Annotated in this window: 13 protein-coding genes; 7 read left to right on the top strand and 6 right to left on the bottom strand. The window is 68.3% G+C overall.

Translation table 11 applies throughout. The annotated features are described in order from the left end of the window. Positions 1-108 precede the first annotated feature (108 nt). Positions 109-654 (bottom strand): META domain-containing protein, encoded by a 546-nt coding sequence (locus tag ACPTTF_RS12680; RefSeq protein WP_423371354.1) that lies wholly within the window; start codon positions 652-654, stop codon positions 109-111. 213 nt (positions 655-867) lie between these two features. On the opposite strand from ACPTTF_RS12680, the gene purT reads away from it, so the two are divergent. The 4 genes from purT (at position 868) to ACPTTF_RS12660 (ending at position 4,702) form a co-directional block, all read left to right on the top strand. Beyond that, positions 868-2,082 (top strand): formate-dependent phosphoribosylglycinamide formyltransferase, encoded by a 1,215-nt coding sequence (gene purT / locus ACPTTF_RS12675; protein WP_423371353.1) that lies wholly within the window; start codon positions 868-870, stop codon positions 2,080-2,082. A gap of 18 nt (positions 2,083-2,100) precedes the next feature. Further along, complete coding sequence (locus ACPTTF_RS12670; protein ID WP_166960866.1) at positions 2,101-2,286, top strand: DUF6726 family protein; 186 nt, start codon at positions 2,101-2,103, stop codon at positions 2,284-2,286. 80 nt (positions 2,287-2,366) lie between these two features. After that, positions 2,367-2,747, top strand: coding sequence for an MliC family protein (locus ACPTTF_RS12665; protein ID WP_069257242.1), 381 nt, complete (start codon positions 2,367-2,369; stop codon positions 2,745-2,747). A gap of 386 nt (positions 2,748-3,133) precedes the next feature. Further along, positions 3,134-4,702 carry a DEAD/DEAH box helicase gene (locus tag ACPTTF_RS12660; protein WP_166960864.1) on the top strand — a complete coding sequence of 523 codons (1,569 nt, stop codon included), beginning with the start codon at positions 3,134-3,136 and terminating at the stop codon, positions 4,700-4,702. A gap of 195 nt (positions 4,703-4,897) precedes the next feature. Here ACPTTF_RS12660 and gluQRS read toward each other — a convergent pair whose 3' ends face one another. Together gluQRS and ACPTTF_RS12650 are read right to left on the bottom strand one after the other, a co-directional pair. Then, positions 4,898-5,791, bottom strand: a complete 894-nt coding sequence (gene gluQRS, locus ACPTTF_RS12655) for a tRNA glutamyl-Q(34) synthetase GluQRS (protein WP_423371352.1) — start codon at positions 5,789-5,791, stop codon at positions 4,898-4,900. A gap of 22 nt (positions 5,792-5,813) precedes the next feature. After that, entirely contained in the window at positions 5,814-6,668 is an 855-nt protein-coding gene (locus ACPTTF_RS12650) for a sulfurtransferase (protein ID WP_423371351.1), read from the bottom strand. Between the two features lie 215 nt (positions 6,669-6,883). Between ACPTTF_RS12650 and dnaE the strand changes: the two genes are divergently transcribed. The 3 genes from dnaE (at position 6,884) to ACPTTF_RS12635 (ending at position 13,173) form a co-directional block, all read left to right on the top strand. Beyond that, complete coding sequence (gene dnaE / locus ACPTTF_RS12645) at positions 6,884-10,417, top strand: DNA polymerase III subunit alpha (RefSeq protein WP_423371350.1); 3,534 nt, start codon at positions 6,884-6,886, stop codon at positions 10,415-10,417. A gap of 307 nt (positions 10,418-10,724) precedes the next feature. Continuing rightward, entirely contained in the window at positions 10,725-11,816 is a 1,092-nt protein-coding gene (locus tag ACPTTF_RS12640) for a glycosyltransferase family 9 protein (protein ID WP_423371882.1), read from the top strand. A gap of 178 nt (positions 11,817-11,994) precedes the next feature. Next, positions 11,995-13,173: a glycosyltransferase family 9 protein gene (locus tag ACPTTF_RS12635; RefSeq protein ID WP_423371349.1), complete on the top strand. Its 1,179-nt coding sequence runs from the start codon at positions 11,995-11,997 to the stop codon at positions 13,171-13,173. A 135-nt stretch (positions 13,174-13,308) separates the two neighbouring features. Here the strand turns inward: ACPTTF_RS12635 and ACPTTF_RS12630 are convergent, their stop codons facing one another. The 3 genes from ACPTTF_RS12630 to ACPTTF_RS12620 all read right to left on the bottom strand — a co-directional run bounded on the left by ACPTTF_RS12630 (position 13,309) and on the right by ACPTTF_RS12620 (position 16,466). After that, positions 13,309-14,589, bottom strand: a complete 1,281-nt coding sequence (locus ACPTTF_RS12630; protein ID WP_423371348.1) for an O-antigen ligase family protein — start codon at positions 14,587-14,589, stop codon at positions 13,309-13,311. Between the two features lie 161 nt (positions 14,590-14,750). Further along, positions 14,751-15,593, bottom strand: a complete 843-nt coding sequence (locus tag ACPTTF_RS12625; RefSeq protein WP_423371347.1) for a glycosyltransferase family 2 protein — start codon at positions 15,591-15,593, stop codon at positions 14,751-14,753. Between the two features lie 120 nt (positions 15,594-15,713). Then, positions 15,714-16,466, bottom strand: a complete 753-nt coding sequence (locus ACPTTF_RS12620) for a glycosyltransferase family 2 protein (protein WP_423371346.1) — start codon at positions 16,464-16,466, stop codon at positions 15,714-15,716. Positions 16,467-16,651 lie beyond the last annotated feature (185 nt).

Genomic DNA, 16,651 nt, shown 5'->3' with positions numbered 1-16,651 from the left:
ACTCTAACGCGGCGTGCATCCGATTCACGCCGCGCGACGCGTGTGCGCGGCACACGCGCGTGGCGCGCTACGCGAAGGCGGTCGGTCGGCCTTCGCGCGCGCCGTGCATCAGGGGCTCCGGTGCGTGAAGGTCAGCGTTGCGCCGGAAGCGGTCACGATCTGCAGTTGCTGCGGGTCGCGCATCTGCACGCCGGTCTTGTCGATGTGGGCGAGTGCGTCGAGGTACGCGGGTTCGAGCTGGCCGCCGAGCGTATTCGGGCAGGCCATCCGCGTGCCGGCGAGCGGCCCGAAGCTCAACAGGCCGTTCTTGATCGCGTAGGTGCCCATGTAGCGGTTGCAGCCCGAGAAGCCGCTGGCGCGCCGGATACCCGACTCGGTCGACAGCGCGAGCTTGATCGGCTCGCCGTTGTCGCCGTGCGGGATCGCGCGCTGCGTGCCGTCGGCGTTCAGCCAGCTGGTGAGTTCCCAGCTCGTGTCGTCGAGCAGCTGGACGGCGGCCGGGTTGTACGGATCGGGCGCGGGGGCGGCGGAATCGGGATGGGTCGGCATCGCGCAGGCGGCGAGAAGCGTGGCAAGCGTCAACGCGCAGAGCGGCGCGCGCAGCGGGCGAAGCAGGCGGGTGCGTGCGCGTGCGGCTGCGGACAGGTGGGACATGAGCCTCGTTCCTCATCGGATTCTGATCAAGGCGTAAGAGTAACGCACCCGCCCCGCGGCAGGCGAGTCGACACTTCGCGCGTGAAAACGTTCGCAGCCCGCTCGCGAGCGGCCCGCGGCCGGGCGCCGGCGCGGCGAAACGCGCCAAACCGGCGTCGTGGCGCGTGTTAACATCGGAGCCGTTTTCGTCCTCCACCAGAAGCGGGTAATCACATGCAGATCGGTCAGCGGCTCGGTACGCCGCTCTCACCCTCGGCCACGCGCGTCATGCTGCTCGGCGCCGGCGAACTCGGCAAGGAAGTCATCATCGCGTTGCAGCGGCTCGGCGTCGAAGTCGTCGCGGTCGACCGCTATCCGGACGCGCCGGGCCACCAGGTCGCGCATCGCGCGCACGTGATCGACATGACGGACGCCGCCGCGCTGCGGGCGATCGTCGAGGCCGAGCGCCCGCACCTGATCGTGCCCGAGATCGAGGCGATCGCGACCGATGCGCTCGCGGCGATCGAGGCGGCCGGCCTCGCCGAGGTGATCCCGACCGCGCGCGCGACGCAGCTCACGATGAATCGCGAAGGGATCCGCCGGCTCGCGGCCGAGGAGCTCGGCCTGCCGACGTCCCCGTATGCGTTCGCGGATTCGTTCGACGCGTTCAGCGCGGCCGTCGCGCAGATCGGCATGCCGTGCGTCGTGAAGCCCGTGATGTCGTCGTCGGGCAAGGGGCAGTCGGTCGTCAAGACCGAAGCGGACGTGAAGCCGGCGTGGGACTACGCGATGGCGGGCGGCCGCGTGAATCACGGCCGCGTGATCGTCGAAGGCTTCGTCGATTTCGACTACGAGATCACGCAGCTCACCGTGCGCGCGATCGATCCGGCGACGAACGCCACGCGTACCTACTTCTGCGAGCCGGTCGGCCACGTGCAGGTCGCGGGCGACTACGTCGAGTCGTGGCAGCCGCAGCCGATGAGTGCGGCGGCGCTCGAGAAGTCGCGCGAGATCGCGCACAAGGTCACCGAGGCGCTCGGCGGGCGCGGGATGTTCGGCGTCGAGCTGTTCGTGCGCGGCGATGACGTATGGTTCTCCGAGGTGAGCCCGCGGCCGCACGATACGGGCCTCGTCACGCTCGCGTCGCAGCGACAGTCGGAATTCGAGCTGCACGCGCGTGCGATTCTCGGGCTGCCGGTCGATCCGGCGCTCGGTACGCCGGCCGCGTCGGCGGTGATCTACGGCGGGCTCGACGAGCGCGGCATCGCGTTCGAAGGCGTGCGCGACGCGCTCGCGGTGCCGGGCGCCGACCTGCGCCTGTTCGGCAAACCGGAAAGTTTTGCGAAGCGGCGCATGGGCGTCGCGCTGGCCACCGGCGCGACCGTCGACGAAGCCCGCGACCGCGCGAAGCGCGCCGCCGCGGCCGTCCGGCCCGTGTCGGCCCGTTGACGGAACAAGGAGAGGGTGATGGCGCCGAGATGGCTGCGTATCGGAAAACTGGGTGTTGTGCTGGCGCTTGCCGCGAGTCTCGCGGGTTGCGGCGTCGCGGCCGCGCCGTGCCGGGTCGCATCGGCCGGGCTCAAGATCGTGCCGCTCGTCGGCCATCTCGCGGCCGCGCCGACCGACGCGTGTGCTGACGTCATCGATCCCTGACAGCGCGACCCGACGCGAAACCGACAATAACCGCGCGCCCCGCGAGGGCGCGTTTCCACCCGTCTCGTGAGAGGACCTGCATGATTCGTCAAACCCTCGCCGCGCTTGCGCTCGCCGGCACCGCCGTTTCTGTCGCGCACGCCGCGCAGCTGACCGTCGAAGAGATCGACGCGGATTCGCGCCAGTTCACCGTCTACCAGTGCGCGAACCAGAAGCAGCCCGTGCGCGTGTCGTACTGGCTCGCGGGCAACGGCCAGAGCTTCGCGCTCGTGCCGGTCAACGGGAAGCAGATGCTGTTCGTCGACACCGTGTCGGCGTCGGGCGCGCGCTACCAGGCCGGCCGCTATACGTGGTGGACGAAGGGCAAGGAAGCGACGCTGCGCGACGAGATCGCCGACCAGAATTCGCCGCCGCTGCTGGGCGACTGCGTACAGGTCGAGAAGAAAAAGAAGAAGGGCTGAGCGCCTGGCGGGAACGAGGATCGTGCCTGCCGGCGGCCGGCTCTTGGGCCTGACTGCCTGGCACGCTGGCTGGCGGCGCGCGATCGGACAAGACGATCCGGGATCGGACCCCTGAAGCTGCCCGCCGGCCGATCGGGATAGCCCGATCGGGCCTCCGTCGACCGCGCGGGGCTTGCCTGGGCCCCGCTGCGCCAACTGTCGTTGCGCCTGTTCGCGGCGTTGTCACGGACAGATGGCCGCGCAGTGCTACAATACGCCCCTTTCCGCCGGCATTCGCGCCGAACGGAGTCCGCACGGCCTGGCGTCCAGCGTTCGTATTGAACCGGTCCCAAGCGCCAGAGCGGCGCCGCGCGGCGCGCCGCGGCTCCGTCTATTTCCGAATTGTGATGAGCGCAGGCCCGGCTGGCCTGACGCACGATGTCCCCGCCGCGCCTTTTGAGCGAAACGCCACCATGTCCGATTCTGTCGCCAAGCCCGTCGACGCAACCTTCGACCAATTCGGCCTTGCCGCCGATATCCTGAAAGCCATTGCGGAGCAGGGCTATACGACGCCGACGCCGATCCAGGCGCAGGCCATTCCGGTCGTGCTCGCCGGCCGCGACGTCATGGGCGCCGCGCAAACGGGTACCGGCAAGACCGCGAGCTTCTCGCTGCCGATCATCCAGCGCCTGCTGCCGCAAGCCAACACGAGCGCGTCACCCGCGCGCCACCCGGTTCGTGCGCTGATCCTCACGCCGACCCGCGAACTCGCCGATCAGGTCGCCGCGAACGTGCACGCATATGCGAAGCACACGCCGCTGCGCAGCGCGGTCGTGTTCGGCGGCGTCGACATGAATCCGCAGTCGGCAGAGCTGCGCCGCGGCGTTGAGATCCTGATCGCGACGCCGGGCCGCCTGCTTGACCACGTGCAGCAGAAGACCGCGAACCTCGGCCAGGTGCAGATCCTCGTGCTCGACGAAGCCGACCGGATGCTCGACATGGGCTTCCTGCCCGATCTGCAGCGCATCCTGAACCTGCTGCCGAAGGAGCGTCAGACGCTGCTGTTTTCAGCCACGTTCTCGGGCGAAATCAAGAAGCTCGCATCGACCTATCTGCGCAATCCGCAGACGATCGAAGTCGCGCGCAGCAACTCGACGAACGCGAACGTCACGCAGATCGTCTACGACGTCGCAGAAGGCGACAAGCAGGCGGCCGTCGTGCAGTTGCTGCGCGATCGCGGGCTCAAGCAGGTAATCGTGTTCTGCAACAGCAAGATCGGCGCAAGCCGGCTTGCGCGCAATCTCGAGCGCGACGGCGTGGTCGCGTCGGCGATCCACGGCGACAAGACGCAGCTCGAGCGGATGCAGGCGCTCGATGCGTTCAAGCGCGGCGAGATCGAGGCGCTGGTCGCGACCGACGTGGCCGCGCGCGGCCTCGACATCGCCGAACTGCCCGCCGTGATCAACTTCGACCTGCCGTTCAGCGCGGAAGACTACGTGCACCGGATCGGCCGTACCGGCCGCGCGGGTGCGACGGGCGACGCGCTGTCGCTGTGCAGCCCGAACGAGCGCAAGCAACTCGCCGATATCGAGAAGCTGATCAAGCGTCCGCTCGAAGTGCAGACGCTCGCGCTCGACAAGCCGGCGCGCCAGCGTCACGACGAGCGCGGCGGTGACCGCGGAGAGCGGGGTGAGCGTGGTGAGCGAAGCGAGCGCGGTGGCGAACGTGGCAGCCGGCGCGATCGCGACGAGCATCGTGGCGCGTCGACGCATCGGTCGGCCGGTGCCGAGCGCGGTGGCCGTCCGCGTCGCCACGAAGCGCCTGTCGACGATTTCTTCCTGAAGCCGTATGAGCCGTCGGCGCAGGCGAAGCAGCACGATGCGGAGCCTGCTCAGCAGCCTGAAAAGAAGGGGCCGAAGCGCCAGGTCGCCGCGCTGCTCGGCGGGTTCGGGATGCCGCGCAAGCCGTCGGCGTAAGCCCGGCAGGCGTGGCTGGGGCGGCGCGCGAGCGCCGCCGGAAAAGCGGGTGCATGCGATGAAGCATGTGCCCGTTTTTTATTGGGACCGTGGTTCGATGGTGAAGCGGAAGAGGGCGCGGGGCGCCGGCGGCGAGCGATGCGAGCGGCACCCGGCGGGCGCCCGATCGCCGCGAAACCGGTGCGCTGCCGCGCGTTAGCCGGCCTGCGACCCGAAGCGCGTCGCCCACGCGGCCGTGGCGGCTGCGTAGAACGCATCGAGCGTCGTGCCTGCGAGCGTGCCGCCGGGCGCGAGGCCCAGATGCGCGGCGGCGGCCTGCAGCGCCGGTAGCGGATCGTCGCGGTCGAGCGCGGTCGCGCCCGTCTGCTTGCTGAGCTTTTCGCCGTTCGCATCGACGACGACGGGCACATGCAGGTATTGCGGGGTCGGCACACCGAGACAGTGTTGCAGGTGGATCTGGCGCGCGGTCGAATCGAGCAGGTCGGCGCCTCGCACGACGTGCGTGATGGCTGCATCGGCATCGTCGACGACGACCGCGAGCTGATAGGCCCATTGCCCGTCCGCGCGCTTCAGCACGAAATCGCCGACTTCGGTCGCGAGGTTCTGCGATTGCGTGTGCTGCCAGCGATCGTCGAACGTGACGATCGCGCCGTCGCCGTCCGGCACGCGCAGCCGCCACGCGCGCGCGGGCTTGCCGTACAGGCCGGTGCGGCACGTGCCCGGATACGCGAGCGTCGTGTGGCGCTCGTGCGCGGCGCGCAGCGAATCGGCGATTTCCTTGCGCGTGCAGCCGCACGGATAGACGAGCCCGGCCGCGACGAGCCGCTCGAGCGCGGCCGTGTAGGCCGCATCGCGCGTGCTTTGCCAGACGGGCGGCTCGTCGGGCGTCATGCCGAAATGCGCGAGCGTCGCGAGGATGTCGTCGGCCGCGCCGGGTACCGTGCGCGGGCCGTCGAGATCCTCGATGCGCACGAGCCACGCGCCGCCGTGCGCACGCGCGTCGAGCCAGCTCGCGAGTGCGCCGACCAGCGAGCCGAAGTGCAGCGGGCCGGTGGGCGACGGCGCGAAGCGGCCGCGATAGGCGCTCATCGGGGCGCGGGACAACGCGCGCTTACGCGGCGCTGGCTGCCGGTGCGCAGGCGGGGCACGACTTGCCGGGCACGTAGCTCGGCGATTGTTGCGCTTGCGGCGTGACGACCGCGCGGCACGCGAAGCACGTGACGTTCTCGGTGGGCTGGAGTTGCGGGTTCAGCGCGGTGCGGTAGTCGAACACGAAGCAGTCGCCGTGGTAGTGCGCGCCGCCGACTTCCTCGAAGTATTTCAGGATCCCGCCTTCGAGCTGGTATACGTTCTCGATGCCGATTTCCTTCATGTGGATCGCGGCCTTCTCGCAGCGGATGCCGCCCGTGCAGAACGACACGACCGTCTTGCCTTCGAGGTCGGCGCGGTTCGCGTCGATCACTTCCGGGAATTCGCTGAACTTGTCGATCCGGTAGTCGAGCGCGTCGTCGAATGTGCCGACGTCGACTTCGAATGCGTTGCGCGTGTCGAGCATCACGACCGGGCGGCCCGTGTCGTCGTGGCCGCGGTCGAGCCACGTCTTCAGCGTGCGCGCGTCGACGAACGGCGCGCGGCCGAGTTCCGGCTGGATCGCCGGCTTCTTCATCGTGATGATCTCGCGCTTCAGGCGCACGAGCATGCGGCGGAACGGCTGCGAGTCGGACAGGCTTTCCTTGAACTGCAGCGACGCGAATTTGCCGTCGAACAGCGGATCGTGGCGGATGTACGCGATGAACGCGTCGGTGGCTTCGCGCGTGCCGGCGATGAACAGGTTGATGCCTTCCGGCGCGAGCAGGATCGTGCCGCGCAGGTCGAGTTCGTTGCAGCGGGCGGTGACGAGCGGGCGCCATTGCTCGGTCGCGTCGAGCGACACGAAGTGGTAGGCGGCGAGGTTGACGATGGTCATGATGGTCCGACGGGAAACGGCCGCACGGCGGACCGCAAAAAAGGGTGCGAAGCCGGGGCGTTGATTCGAAAAACCGTATTATCCCGCAAACCGCGCTCGGGCCGGCATCCGGCCATTTGGCCAGTCACGTGACGTGCGCTCGCGCGCATCGGCCGAACGGCCGGCGCGGGGATTTTTTGGGCAGCCTGCGCGGCGGGGCGGCTACAATAGCGCCCATGTCAGATCCCCGCTTCGTCCATCTTCGCGTTCACTCCGAATTCTCGATTGCCGACGGCATCGTGCGCATTGACGACATCGTCAAGGCGGCGGCCGCAGACGGTCAGGGCGCGCTCGCGCTCACCGATCTCGGCAACGCATTCGGTCTCGTCCGTTTCTACCAGGAAGCCCGTGGCAAGGGCATCAAGCCGATCGCCGGCTGCGACGTCTGGATCGCCAATCCGGACGATCGCGACAAGCCGTCGCGGCTGCTGCTGCTCGTCAAGGACAAGGTCGGCTACCTGAATCTCTGCGAGCTGCTGTCGAAGGCGTGGCTCACGAACCAGTACCGCGGCCGTGCGGAACTCGACGCGAGCTGGCTCGACGGCGAGCTCGCGCAGGGGCTGCTCGCGCTGTCGGGCGCGCAACAGGGCGATATCGGGCTCGCGCTGGCCGCTGGCAACGAAGAAGCCGCGCGCCGTCACGCCGAGCGCTGGGCGAAGGTGTTCCCGGGCGGTTTCTACATCGAGCTGCAGCGTTACGGCCAGCCGGGCGCCGAGGCGTACATCCAGCAGGCGGCGACGCTCGCCGCGGCGCTGAAGCTGCCGGTCGTCGCGACGCACCCGACGCAGTTCATGACCGACGACGATTTCACCGCGCACGAGGCGCGCGTGTGTATCTCGGAAGGCGACATCCTCGCGAACCCGCGGCGCCAGAAGCGTTTCACGACCGACCAGTATTTCCGCACGCAGGACGATATGGCCGCGCTGTTCGCCGACCTGCCGTCGGCGATCGCGAACACGGTCGAAATCGCGAAGCGCTGCAACCTGAAACTCGAGCTCGGCAAGCCGAAACTGCCGCTGTTCCCGACGCCGGACGGCATGTCGCTCGACGACTATCTGGTCCAGCTGTCGAAGGAGGGGCTCGAGACCCGCCTCGCGCAGTTGTATCCGGCCGAAGCCGAACGTGACGCGCAGCGCGACACGTACTACAAGCGCCTTGAATTCGAGTGCGGGACCATCACGAAGATGGGCTTCCCGGGCTACTTCCTGATCGTTGCCGACTTCATCAACTGGGCGAAGAACAACGGCGTGCCGGTCGGCCCGGGCCGCGGCTCGGGCGCGGGTTCGCTGGTCGCGTACGCGCTCGGTATTACCGACCTCGACCCGCTGCGCTACAACCTGCTGTTCGAGCGATTCCTGAACCCGGAACGCGTGTCGATGCCCGACTTCGACATCGACTTCTGCCAGCACGGCCGCGATCGCGTGATCCAGTACGTGAAGGAAAAATACGGCGCGGACGCCGTGTCGCAGATCGCGACCTTCGGCACGATGGCCGCGAAGGCGGCCGTGCGCGACATCGGCCGCGTGCTCGACGTCGGTTACATGTTCACCGATGGCATCGCGAAGCTGATCCCGTTCAAGCCGGGCAAGCACGTGACGATCGCCGACGCGATGAAGGAGGAGCCGCAGCTTCAGGAGCGCTACGACCACGAGGACGAAGTGCACCAGCTGCTGGATCTCGCGCAGCGCGTCGAGGGCCTCACGCGTAACGTCGGGATGCACGCGGGCGGCGTGCTGATCGCGCCCGGCAAGCTGACCGATTTCTGCCCGCTGTACACGCAGGGCGACGACGGCGGTGTCGTCAGCCAGTACGACAAGGACGACGTCGAAGCCGTCGGCCTCGTGAAGTTCGACTTTCTGGGTCTCACGACGCTGACGATCCTCGACTGGGCCGAGCGCTACATCCGCCGCCTCGATCCTTCGAAGGCCGACTGGTCGCTCGCGCAGGTGCCGCTCGATGATCCCGCGTCGTTCCAGATCCTGAAGAAGGCCAACACGGTCGCCGTGTTCCAGCTGGAAAGCCGCGGGATGCAAGGCATGCTGAAGGATGCGCAGCCCGACCGTTTCGAGGACATCATCGCGCTCGTGTCGTTGTATCGTCCGGGCCCGATGGACCTGATCCCGAGCTTCTGCGCACGGAAGCACGGTCGCGAGAAGGTCGACTATCCGGATCCGCGCGTCGAACCCGTCCTGAAAGAGACCTACGGCATCATGGTCTATCAGGAGCAGGTGATGCAGATGGCGCAGATCATCGGCGGCTACTCGCTCGGCGGCGCGGACTTGCTGCGTCGCGCGATGGGCAAGAAGAAGCCCGAGGAGATGGCCAAGCACCGCGAGATCTTCGCCGAGGGCGCGGCGACGAACGGCCTCACGCGCGAGAAGTCCGACGAGATCTTCGACCTGATGGAGAAGTTCGCGGGCTACGGCTTCAACAAGTCGCACGCGGCCGCCTACGCACTGCTCGCGTATCACACCGCGTGGCTGAAGGCGCACCATCCGGCCGAATTCATGGCGGCCAACATGACGCTCGCGATGGACGACACCGACAAGGTGAAGATCCTGTACGACGATTGTGTCGTGAACAACCTCGCCGTGCTGCCGCCCGACATCAACCAGTCGCATTACCGCTTCGAACCGGTCGCCGAAGCCGACGGCAAGCGCTCGCGCACGATCCGCTACGGCCTCGGCGCGGTGAAGGGCAGCGGCCAGAACGCGATCGAGGAAATCCTGCGCGCCCGCGAGGAAAAGGCGTTCACCGACCTGTTCGACTTCTGCGAGCGGATCGACCGACGCGTCGTCAACCGCCGTACGGTCGAGGCGCTGATCCGCGCCGGCGCGTTCGATTCGCTGAATGCGAACCGCGCGCAGCTGATCGCGTCGGTGCCGCTGGCGATGGAAGCGGCCGACCAGGCCGAGGCGAATGCGATGCAGGCCGGCCTGTTCGACATGGGTGCCGAATCGCCGCACGCGCATGCGCTCGTCGACGAGCCCGCGTGGGACGACAAGCGCCGCCTGCAGGAAGAAAAGGGCGCGCTCGGCTTCTACCTGTCCGGCCACCTGTTCGACGCGTATCGCGACGAGGTGCGCCGCTTCGTGCGGCAGAAGGTCGGCGACCTGAAGGAAGGGCGCGACAAGCTCGTGGCCGGCATCATCGCGTCGCTTCGCACGCAGATGACCCAGCGCGGCAAGATGCTGATCGCGTTGCTCGACGATGGCTCGGGCCAGTGCGAGATCACGATCTTCAACGAGCAGTTCGAGGCGAACAAGGCGCTGTTCAAGGAAGACGAACTACTGATCGTGCAGGGGCAGGCGCGCAACGATGCGTTCACGGGCGGCATCCGTTTCACGACCGACACGGTGATGGATCTCGAACGCGCGCGCAGCCGTTATGCGCAGGCCGTGCGGCTGACGATGAACGGCAATGCCGACGCGGCCGAGCTGCGCCGCGTGCTCGAGCCGCACGTGTCGAAGGACGATCCCGCTGCCGCGGCTGCGGTCGAAGCGCCGGCACCGCGTGGCGGTGGGCGCGACGGCGGTCGCCGCCCGCAGGCGCCGCTGCCGAACGGGCTCGCGGTGCAGGTCCATTACAGCAACGCACGGGCACAAGGCGAAATGCGCCTCGGCGACGCATGGCGCGTGAAACCGAGCGACGTGCTGCTCGCGGAGCTGCGGGCGGCGTTCGACGGCAGCGTCGTCGAAATCACGTACTGACCGCGCCTGAGCCGGACGGCTGTCGCGCCATGCGGCCCGTCGCATCGCCCTCGTGCGGTGCGGCGGGCCGTTTTTGCATGTTCGCGCAAGCGGGTCTTGGGCTGGCCATCCGGACGCTATACAATCCGGCGCTAGCCGCACGAACGCGGCATCGCTCGCCGCTCGTCCGGCGGGTGGTGCCGGTATCGCGCGCATGAATGGGGTCCGATCCCTGCGGCGAACAGCGATATGCGACAAGGCCGTCCCGGGATCGGATGCCGAGGAATGGCCCGTCGCGACGACAAAAACTGACAGTCACCACATGACCATGGCCAATGGGAACCCGACGCAACGGATCCTCGTGATCCGGATTGATTTTCTGGGCGACATGCTGTGCACGACGGCGTTTCTCGGCGCGCTGAAGGAGCGCTGGCCCGGTGCGGAGCTGCATGTGGTCGCGAACCGTTACAACGCGGCGGCGCTGGCCGGAAACCCGGACGTGGACATGATCCACACCTATGTGTATAGCCGCCAATGCGAACGCAACGACCGTCCCGGGCGAATGCGCGCATTCTTCGACCGGCTGCGGCTCGTGCGTCGCCTGCGTCGCTTGCGGTTCGACCTCGTGGTCGTGCCGAACGGCGGCATGCATCGCAGCAGCATGCAGTTCGCGCGCCAGATCGGTGCGAAGGATTGCCGCTGGCACGATGCCGAGACCGAATTCGACGATCGCAAACCCGAGCATGTCGCGCAGCGGCCGATGTGCCACGAGGCGCTGTCGGGTTTCCGGCTCGTGCCCGAGCTCGGCTGCGCCGATCTCGACCGTCTCGAGTTGTCGGTTCATCCCGACCGCGCGCTGCAGGATGCGTGGTATCGGTTGCTCGGCGCGCCCACGAAACCGCGGGTCGGGCTGTTCGTGACGAACAAGGCGGCCGAGCGCCGCTGGCCCGCGGACCGCTGGCGCGACCTTGCCGAGCGGCTTGCGCCGTGCGCCGACGTGATCGTGTTTCGCGACCCGGTCGTCGGCCACGCCCCCGAGGACGATTCGTGGCGCGACGTGAGCGCGCGCCATGTCGCACCTTCCTCGGTCGCCGAACTGGTGGCGGCCGCGAGCCTGCTCGATGCGATCGTCTCGGCCGACAGCGCCCCCGTGCATCTCGCGTCGGCGCTCGGCGTCCCGGTCGCCGCGCTGTTCGAGGACCGTCCCGAGAAATACCTGCGCTGGCACCCTCTCGGTGTGCCGCACGTGATCCTGCGCGCCGGCGCGACCGTCGACGCGATCGATGTCGACGCGGTCGAGCGCGCGGTGCGTCACCTGTTGCCGCAGGCTGCCCTTCGCGACGAACCGTTGGCCGACGCAGCACACACGCGGCCCGTTACCGTTGCTGCAACGCCGACGATCCTGACGGTCGCTTCGTAACACCACGGGCATTGCAAGCACCGCGTACGGCACCGGCACGCGCTGCGCCTGCCGTGGTTCACGCCGCGAACGGGGCCGTATCGGGGCAGCTGAACGGCCGATTCGCCATGCCGCGCCGGCTGCTGCAAAATCCTGTACATTGCCAGCCTTGTTCAGCCAGCCGGATACACCGATCGCCGTGGCCCTGTTTTCTTCCGCCCGCCCGCCCAGAACCATCCTCGTAGCCGCGCCGCGCCGTATCGGCGACGTGCTGCTGACGACGCCGCTCGTCCGTTCACTGAAGGCCCGCTGGCCGGATGCGCAGATCGACATGCTGGTGTTTCGCGGCACCGAAGGCGTGCTCGAGCACAATCCGGACGTGCGGCGCGTGATCGTTGTCGCGCAGCGCGCGGGATTGCGCGAGCGGCTGCGCGACGCGCTGTCGATGTGGCGCCGCTACGATCTTGCGTGCGCGGCGCTGAGCTCCGACCGGCCGCGCTTCTACAGCTGGTTCGCGGGCCGCAAGCGGGTGGGCCTCGTCGATCCGAACCGCGTGACGTGGCTCACGCGGATGATGCTGAACGGGATCGCGATCAATCATCACGAATCCGCGCACACGGTCGTCAGTACGCTGGCACTCGCGCCGGTGATCGGCATCGAGCCGGTGTCGGAAGTCGTCGCGCCCGGCATCGGCGACGATCCGGCACGGCGGGCGCGCTTCGACGCGTGGCTCGCCGAGTCCCCGGCGATCCGCGACGGCAGGCCGCTGGTCGTGCTGCATCCTTATCCGATGTTCCGTTACAAGCAATGGCGGCTCGAGGGCTGGGTCGAGATGATCGGCTGGCTGCGCGAGCAGGGTTTCGCGGTCGCGCTGTCGGGCGGCCCGGCCGACAGCGAGCGCGAGTATGCGGAGCAGGTCGCAGCCGAAGCGGGCGGTGACGTGCTGAACCTGGTCGGACGCCTGACGTTCGGTGAAAGCGCCGAACTCGTACGGCGCGCACGGCTCTTCATCGGGCCCGACACCGGCGCGACACACGTCGCGGCCGCGACCGGCACCGACACGATCGCGCTGTTCGGTCCGTCCGACCCGGTGCGCTGGGGGCCATGGCCGCAGCACTGGCCGGCGACCGAGAATCCGTGGCCGCTGCGTGGCTCGGGGCGGCACGGCAACGTGTGGCTGCTGCAGGGGGAGGGCGATTGCGTGCCGTGCCGGCACGAGGGCTGCGAGCGCAAGGTCGACAGCCGCAGCGACTGCCTCGTCAATCTCGGTGCGCAGCGTGTGAAAGCCGCCGCGGCCGAGATGCTCGGGCTGAATCCGTCGGGCCCGGCTGAAGCCGTCGTCGATACGTCGCGGCTGCATCGCACCGGATCCGACTGACGCGCGGGAGGCGCGCGCTTTTCGCGGGTTGCCGGCGGCTTGATACGTAACGAGCCGCGCAGCCCGTTTCCTTCGAAGATAGCGAACTCCGCAGTGGCCGAAACCGGCCGGCCGCGGAGCGTATGTCGTTGCGCGTTACGCGCTGCGCCGGATCGCCGACGTCTCGCGCGGCAGCGCCTCGCCGCGCGAGCCGCAGCCGAGCAGGATGCCGGCCAGCAGCACGATCAGGTGCCCCTCGGCGAAATCGAGCAGCAGCGAATTCGCGAGACTGCCGATCGCGAAGATCGCGAGCCAGGCGAGCAGCAGATGCCGCGAGCGCGGGTCGAGCGCGCGGCTGCCGCGTGCGATCTGCACGATCAGGTTGATGAACAGCAGCAGGCCGAGCATACCGAGCTGCACGGCCATCAGCAGGTATTCGTTGTGCGGGTTCGACGTGAGCTGGCCTTCGGCGGCCGTCTTGCCGGCCGTGAGTTTCTCGAATTCGAATTCGAGGCCGCCCGCGCCATAGCCGATCACCGGGCGCTGGCGATACAGTTCGAGCCCCTTCTTGTACCACTCGAGTCGCAGCCCGGTCGACGTCGCCGCATCGCTTTGCCGATACTGCTGCACTTCCGACACGACCTTGACGAGCCGGCCGTTGTGAACCGTACACGCGGCGACCACCAGCGCGATGCCGGCCAGGACGAACACCCCGGCGACGAGCCCTGCGCGCAGCGCCGACCGGCGGCGCAGCAACAGCACGAAACGCACTGCGACGACGAAAATCAGCAGCAGCGCAATGACTTGCCCGGTGCGCCCCTGCAGCATCACGAATACGTTCACCAGCGACCACGCGGCGATGGCGGCGCAAGCGACACGCGACAGCGTCGTGCGGGCCGACAGCGCGAGATCGGCCGCCTGGTAGAACAGCAGCGCGCCGAACATGCCGGCGGCGATGTGGTTCTTGAACACCCACGCGCGTGACAGCGGCAGCTGAGTCGCATGCGCGGGCCCGATCGCGGTCAGTCCGAGATAGTTGGTCGTCGACAGCAACAGGATCACGCACAGCGTGCCGAACCAGCAGCGCTGCACGATCGGCGCCCAGTTCGAATGACGGAACGCGAGCACCGCGAAGGGCAGCAGCAGCAGCTTGTCGTATTTGGCGACCCAGTTCCACGCCTTGTCGTGCGGCGCAACCGTATAGGCGACGCTGACGGCCAGCGCGGCGAGGATCAGCAGTGCCGCGAGCGAAGCCTGGTCGGTGACGAACGAGCGCAGGTCGCGCCAGAATTCGGGAGAGATGACGAGCGCGGCGGCGAACAGCCCGCAGAACACGTTGGTCAGCGCGGTCGAGACCGGCACCATGCAGAGCGCGGCAACGGCGAAGGCGCGGGCGGCGGTCAGGCGCCGGGTGGCGGGAGCGGAAAACGAAAGCATCGGAACCTGTCGAATGGACGAATGCAACACGCGGGCACGTGCTGCGCGCCGCGCGTCCCTGCGGCATGGGCCGGGACGAACCGCGCAGTATACGCGAAGCCGGCCGCGTTTCCGTGTCGTTTCCGGGGCCTGATCAGACGTGTCCGATCACCCGCGCACATTCAGCTGAATGCGCGCTTGATCCGCGAGCGCAGCAGCGCGCGCTTCAGGCGTCCTTCGATGACCGGCGTGTCGAGCGCGACGCGCGTGCCGGCCGGTTCGCCGCGATGCAGGTAGTAGCGGTCGAACGTCGCTTGGGTCATGCCCCATTTGTTCAGGAACTGGCGGCGGCCGTCGTTCTTGACGATCTTGCCGGTGCTTTTCTGCTGGAAGTGGTAGACGAGGCTGTCGCCCACACCGAGGAAGATCCGGCAGCCGGCATCCCAGAATTTCATCGAGAAATCGTTGTCGCTGCTCATGCCGGGCGACAGTTCGCTGCTGTAGCCGCCGATCCGGTTCCACCAGTCGCGGTGCACGAGCGTCGGCGGCCAGGTCGAGCCGAGCCAGTCCGCGCGCGCGAGCTTCGGGGCCGCCGCGACGAGGCCCGCCGCGTCGAATTGTTCGGCGTCGCGGCCGAAATTGCTGACCACGACGCACGGGTTGCGCGTGTCGACCGGCTCGATCATCGTGCCCGACAGCATGAACAGGTCGGTCGGCATTTGTTCGATGCGGCGCACGAGCGCCGTGTCCCAGCCGGGGCAGCAGAACATGTCGTCGTTCATGTAGACGACGTAGTCGCGGGTCGCGCGCGCGGCGGCCCAGTTCACCGCGTGACAGATGCCGATGTTGGACGGCGACGCGGTGTGTTCGATGCCTTCGCTGCGCACCCAGTCGAGCGTACCGTCCGAGCCGTCGTTCACGTGCACGATGATCTGGTGATCGTACGCGGAGTGGCGGCGCAGGCTGTCGACGACGAGCTTGAGGTACGGCAGGTTGTTCCAGGTCGGAATGATGATGGAGAACATGGCGGTCGGATTCGGTGAGCGTCGTGGCGGGCGGCGCGCGGCGCCGCCTGTCGGGCGGGCACGCGCGGCGCGGGCAGGCCGGCATTGTAACGCCGCGCCGGTCGCGTGCCGGGCGGGTGCTCAGCGTGCCTGTTCGTGGCCGAGCTTCAGGAACCGGTAATACACGGTTTCCGCGTTGAACACGGCGATCATGAAGCCGGCGCGGCCGTCGAGGAAGCCGCGCCGCAGCACGTAGGTGCGCACGAACGCCCAGGCGCCGCGCGCGAGCGCCTTGCCGAAGCCGCCGCGCTGGCCGGCCGCGCGGCGCTGGCGCGCGCCGGCCGTCGAATACGCGTCGAGCTTGCGCACGACGGTTTCGAAATCCTCGTACGAGTAGTGCATCAGCTTGCCGGACAAGCGCTGCGCGGCGCCGTCGAACACGAGGCGCTCGTGCACGAGATCGTCCGAAAAGCGCGCGCAGCCGCGCCGGAACAGGCGCGGCACCCAGTCCGGATACCAGCCGCTGTGATGGATCCACTGGCCGCAGAAGCTCGACAGCCGGTCGACCGCATAGACCTGCGCAGCGGGTGCGCGGATCGTGTCGCGGATCGATTGCGCGAGTTCCGGGGTGACGACTTCGTCGGTATCGAGGGACAGGACCCAGTCGGTGTCGAGTGCATCGAGCGCGCGGTTCTTCTGCGGGCCGAAGCCCGGCCAGTCGCGCTCGACGGTCACGCGCGCGCCGTGCGCTTGCGCGATCGCGACGGTATCGTCGGTGCTGCCGCCGTCGATGACGACGACGTCGTCGGCGAACGACAGCGCGGCAAGGCACTGCGCAAGCCGCGCGGACGCGTTGAGGGCGATGAGGGCGACGCCGAGGGAGGGTTCAGCCATGAAATCGTCGGAAAGGCGGAGAAAACGGTGAGCGGCAGTATACCCGCGGCCCGGCCGCCGCCCGCGTCGGTCATGACCGTGCCGGCCGGGGCGGTACGGCTATAATGTTGAGCCCTTTTCGGCACCCGCCCGGTGGGGGCGATATCCCGGGCGGTCATGCGCCGGGCGCCGCTTTGCGGCTCAAG

Origin of the sequence: Burkholderia crassaminum (assembly GCF_964265005.1) — a bacterium.
GTDB lineage: Bacteria > Pseudomonadota > Gammaproteobacteria > Burkholderiales > Burkholderiaceae > Burkholderia.
The sequence above is the reverse complement of the archived record's forward strand: the minus strand, read 5'-3'. Positions and strand labels throughout refer to the sequence as shown.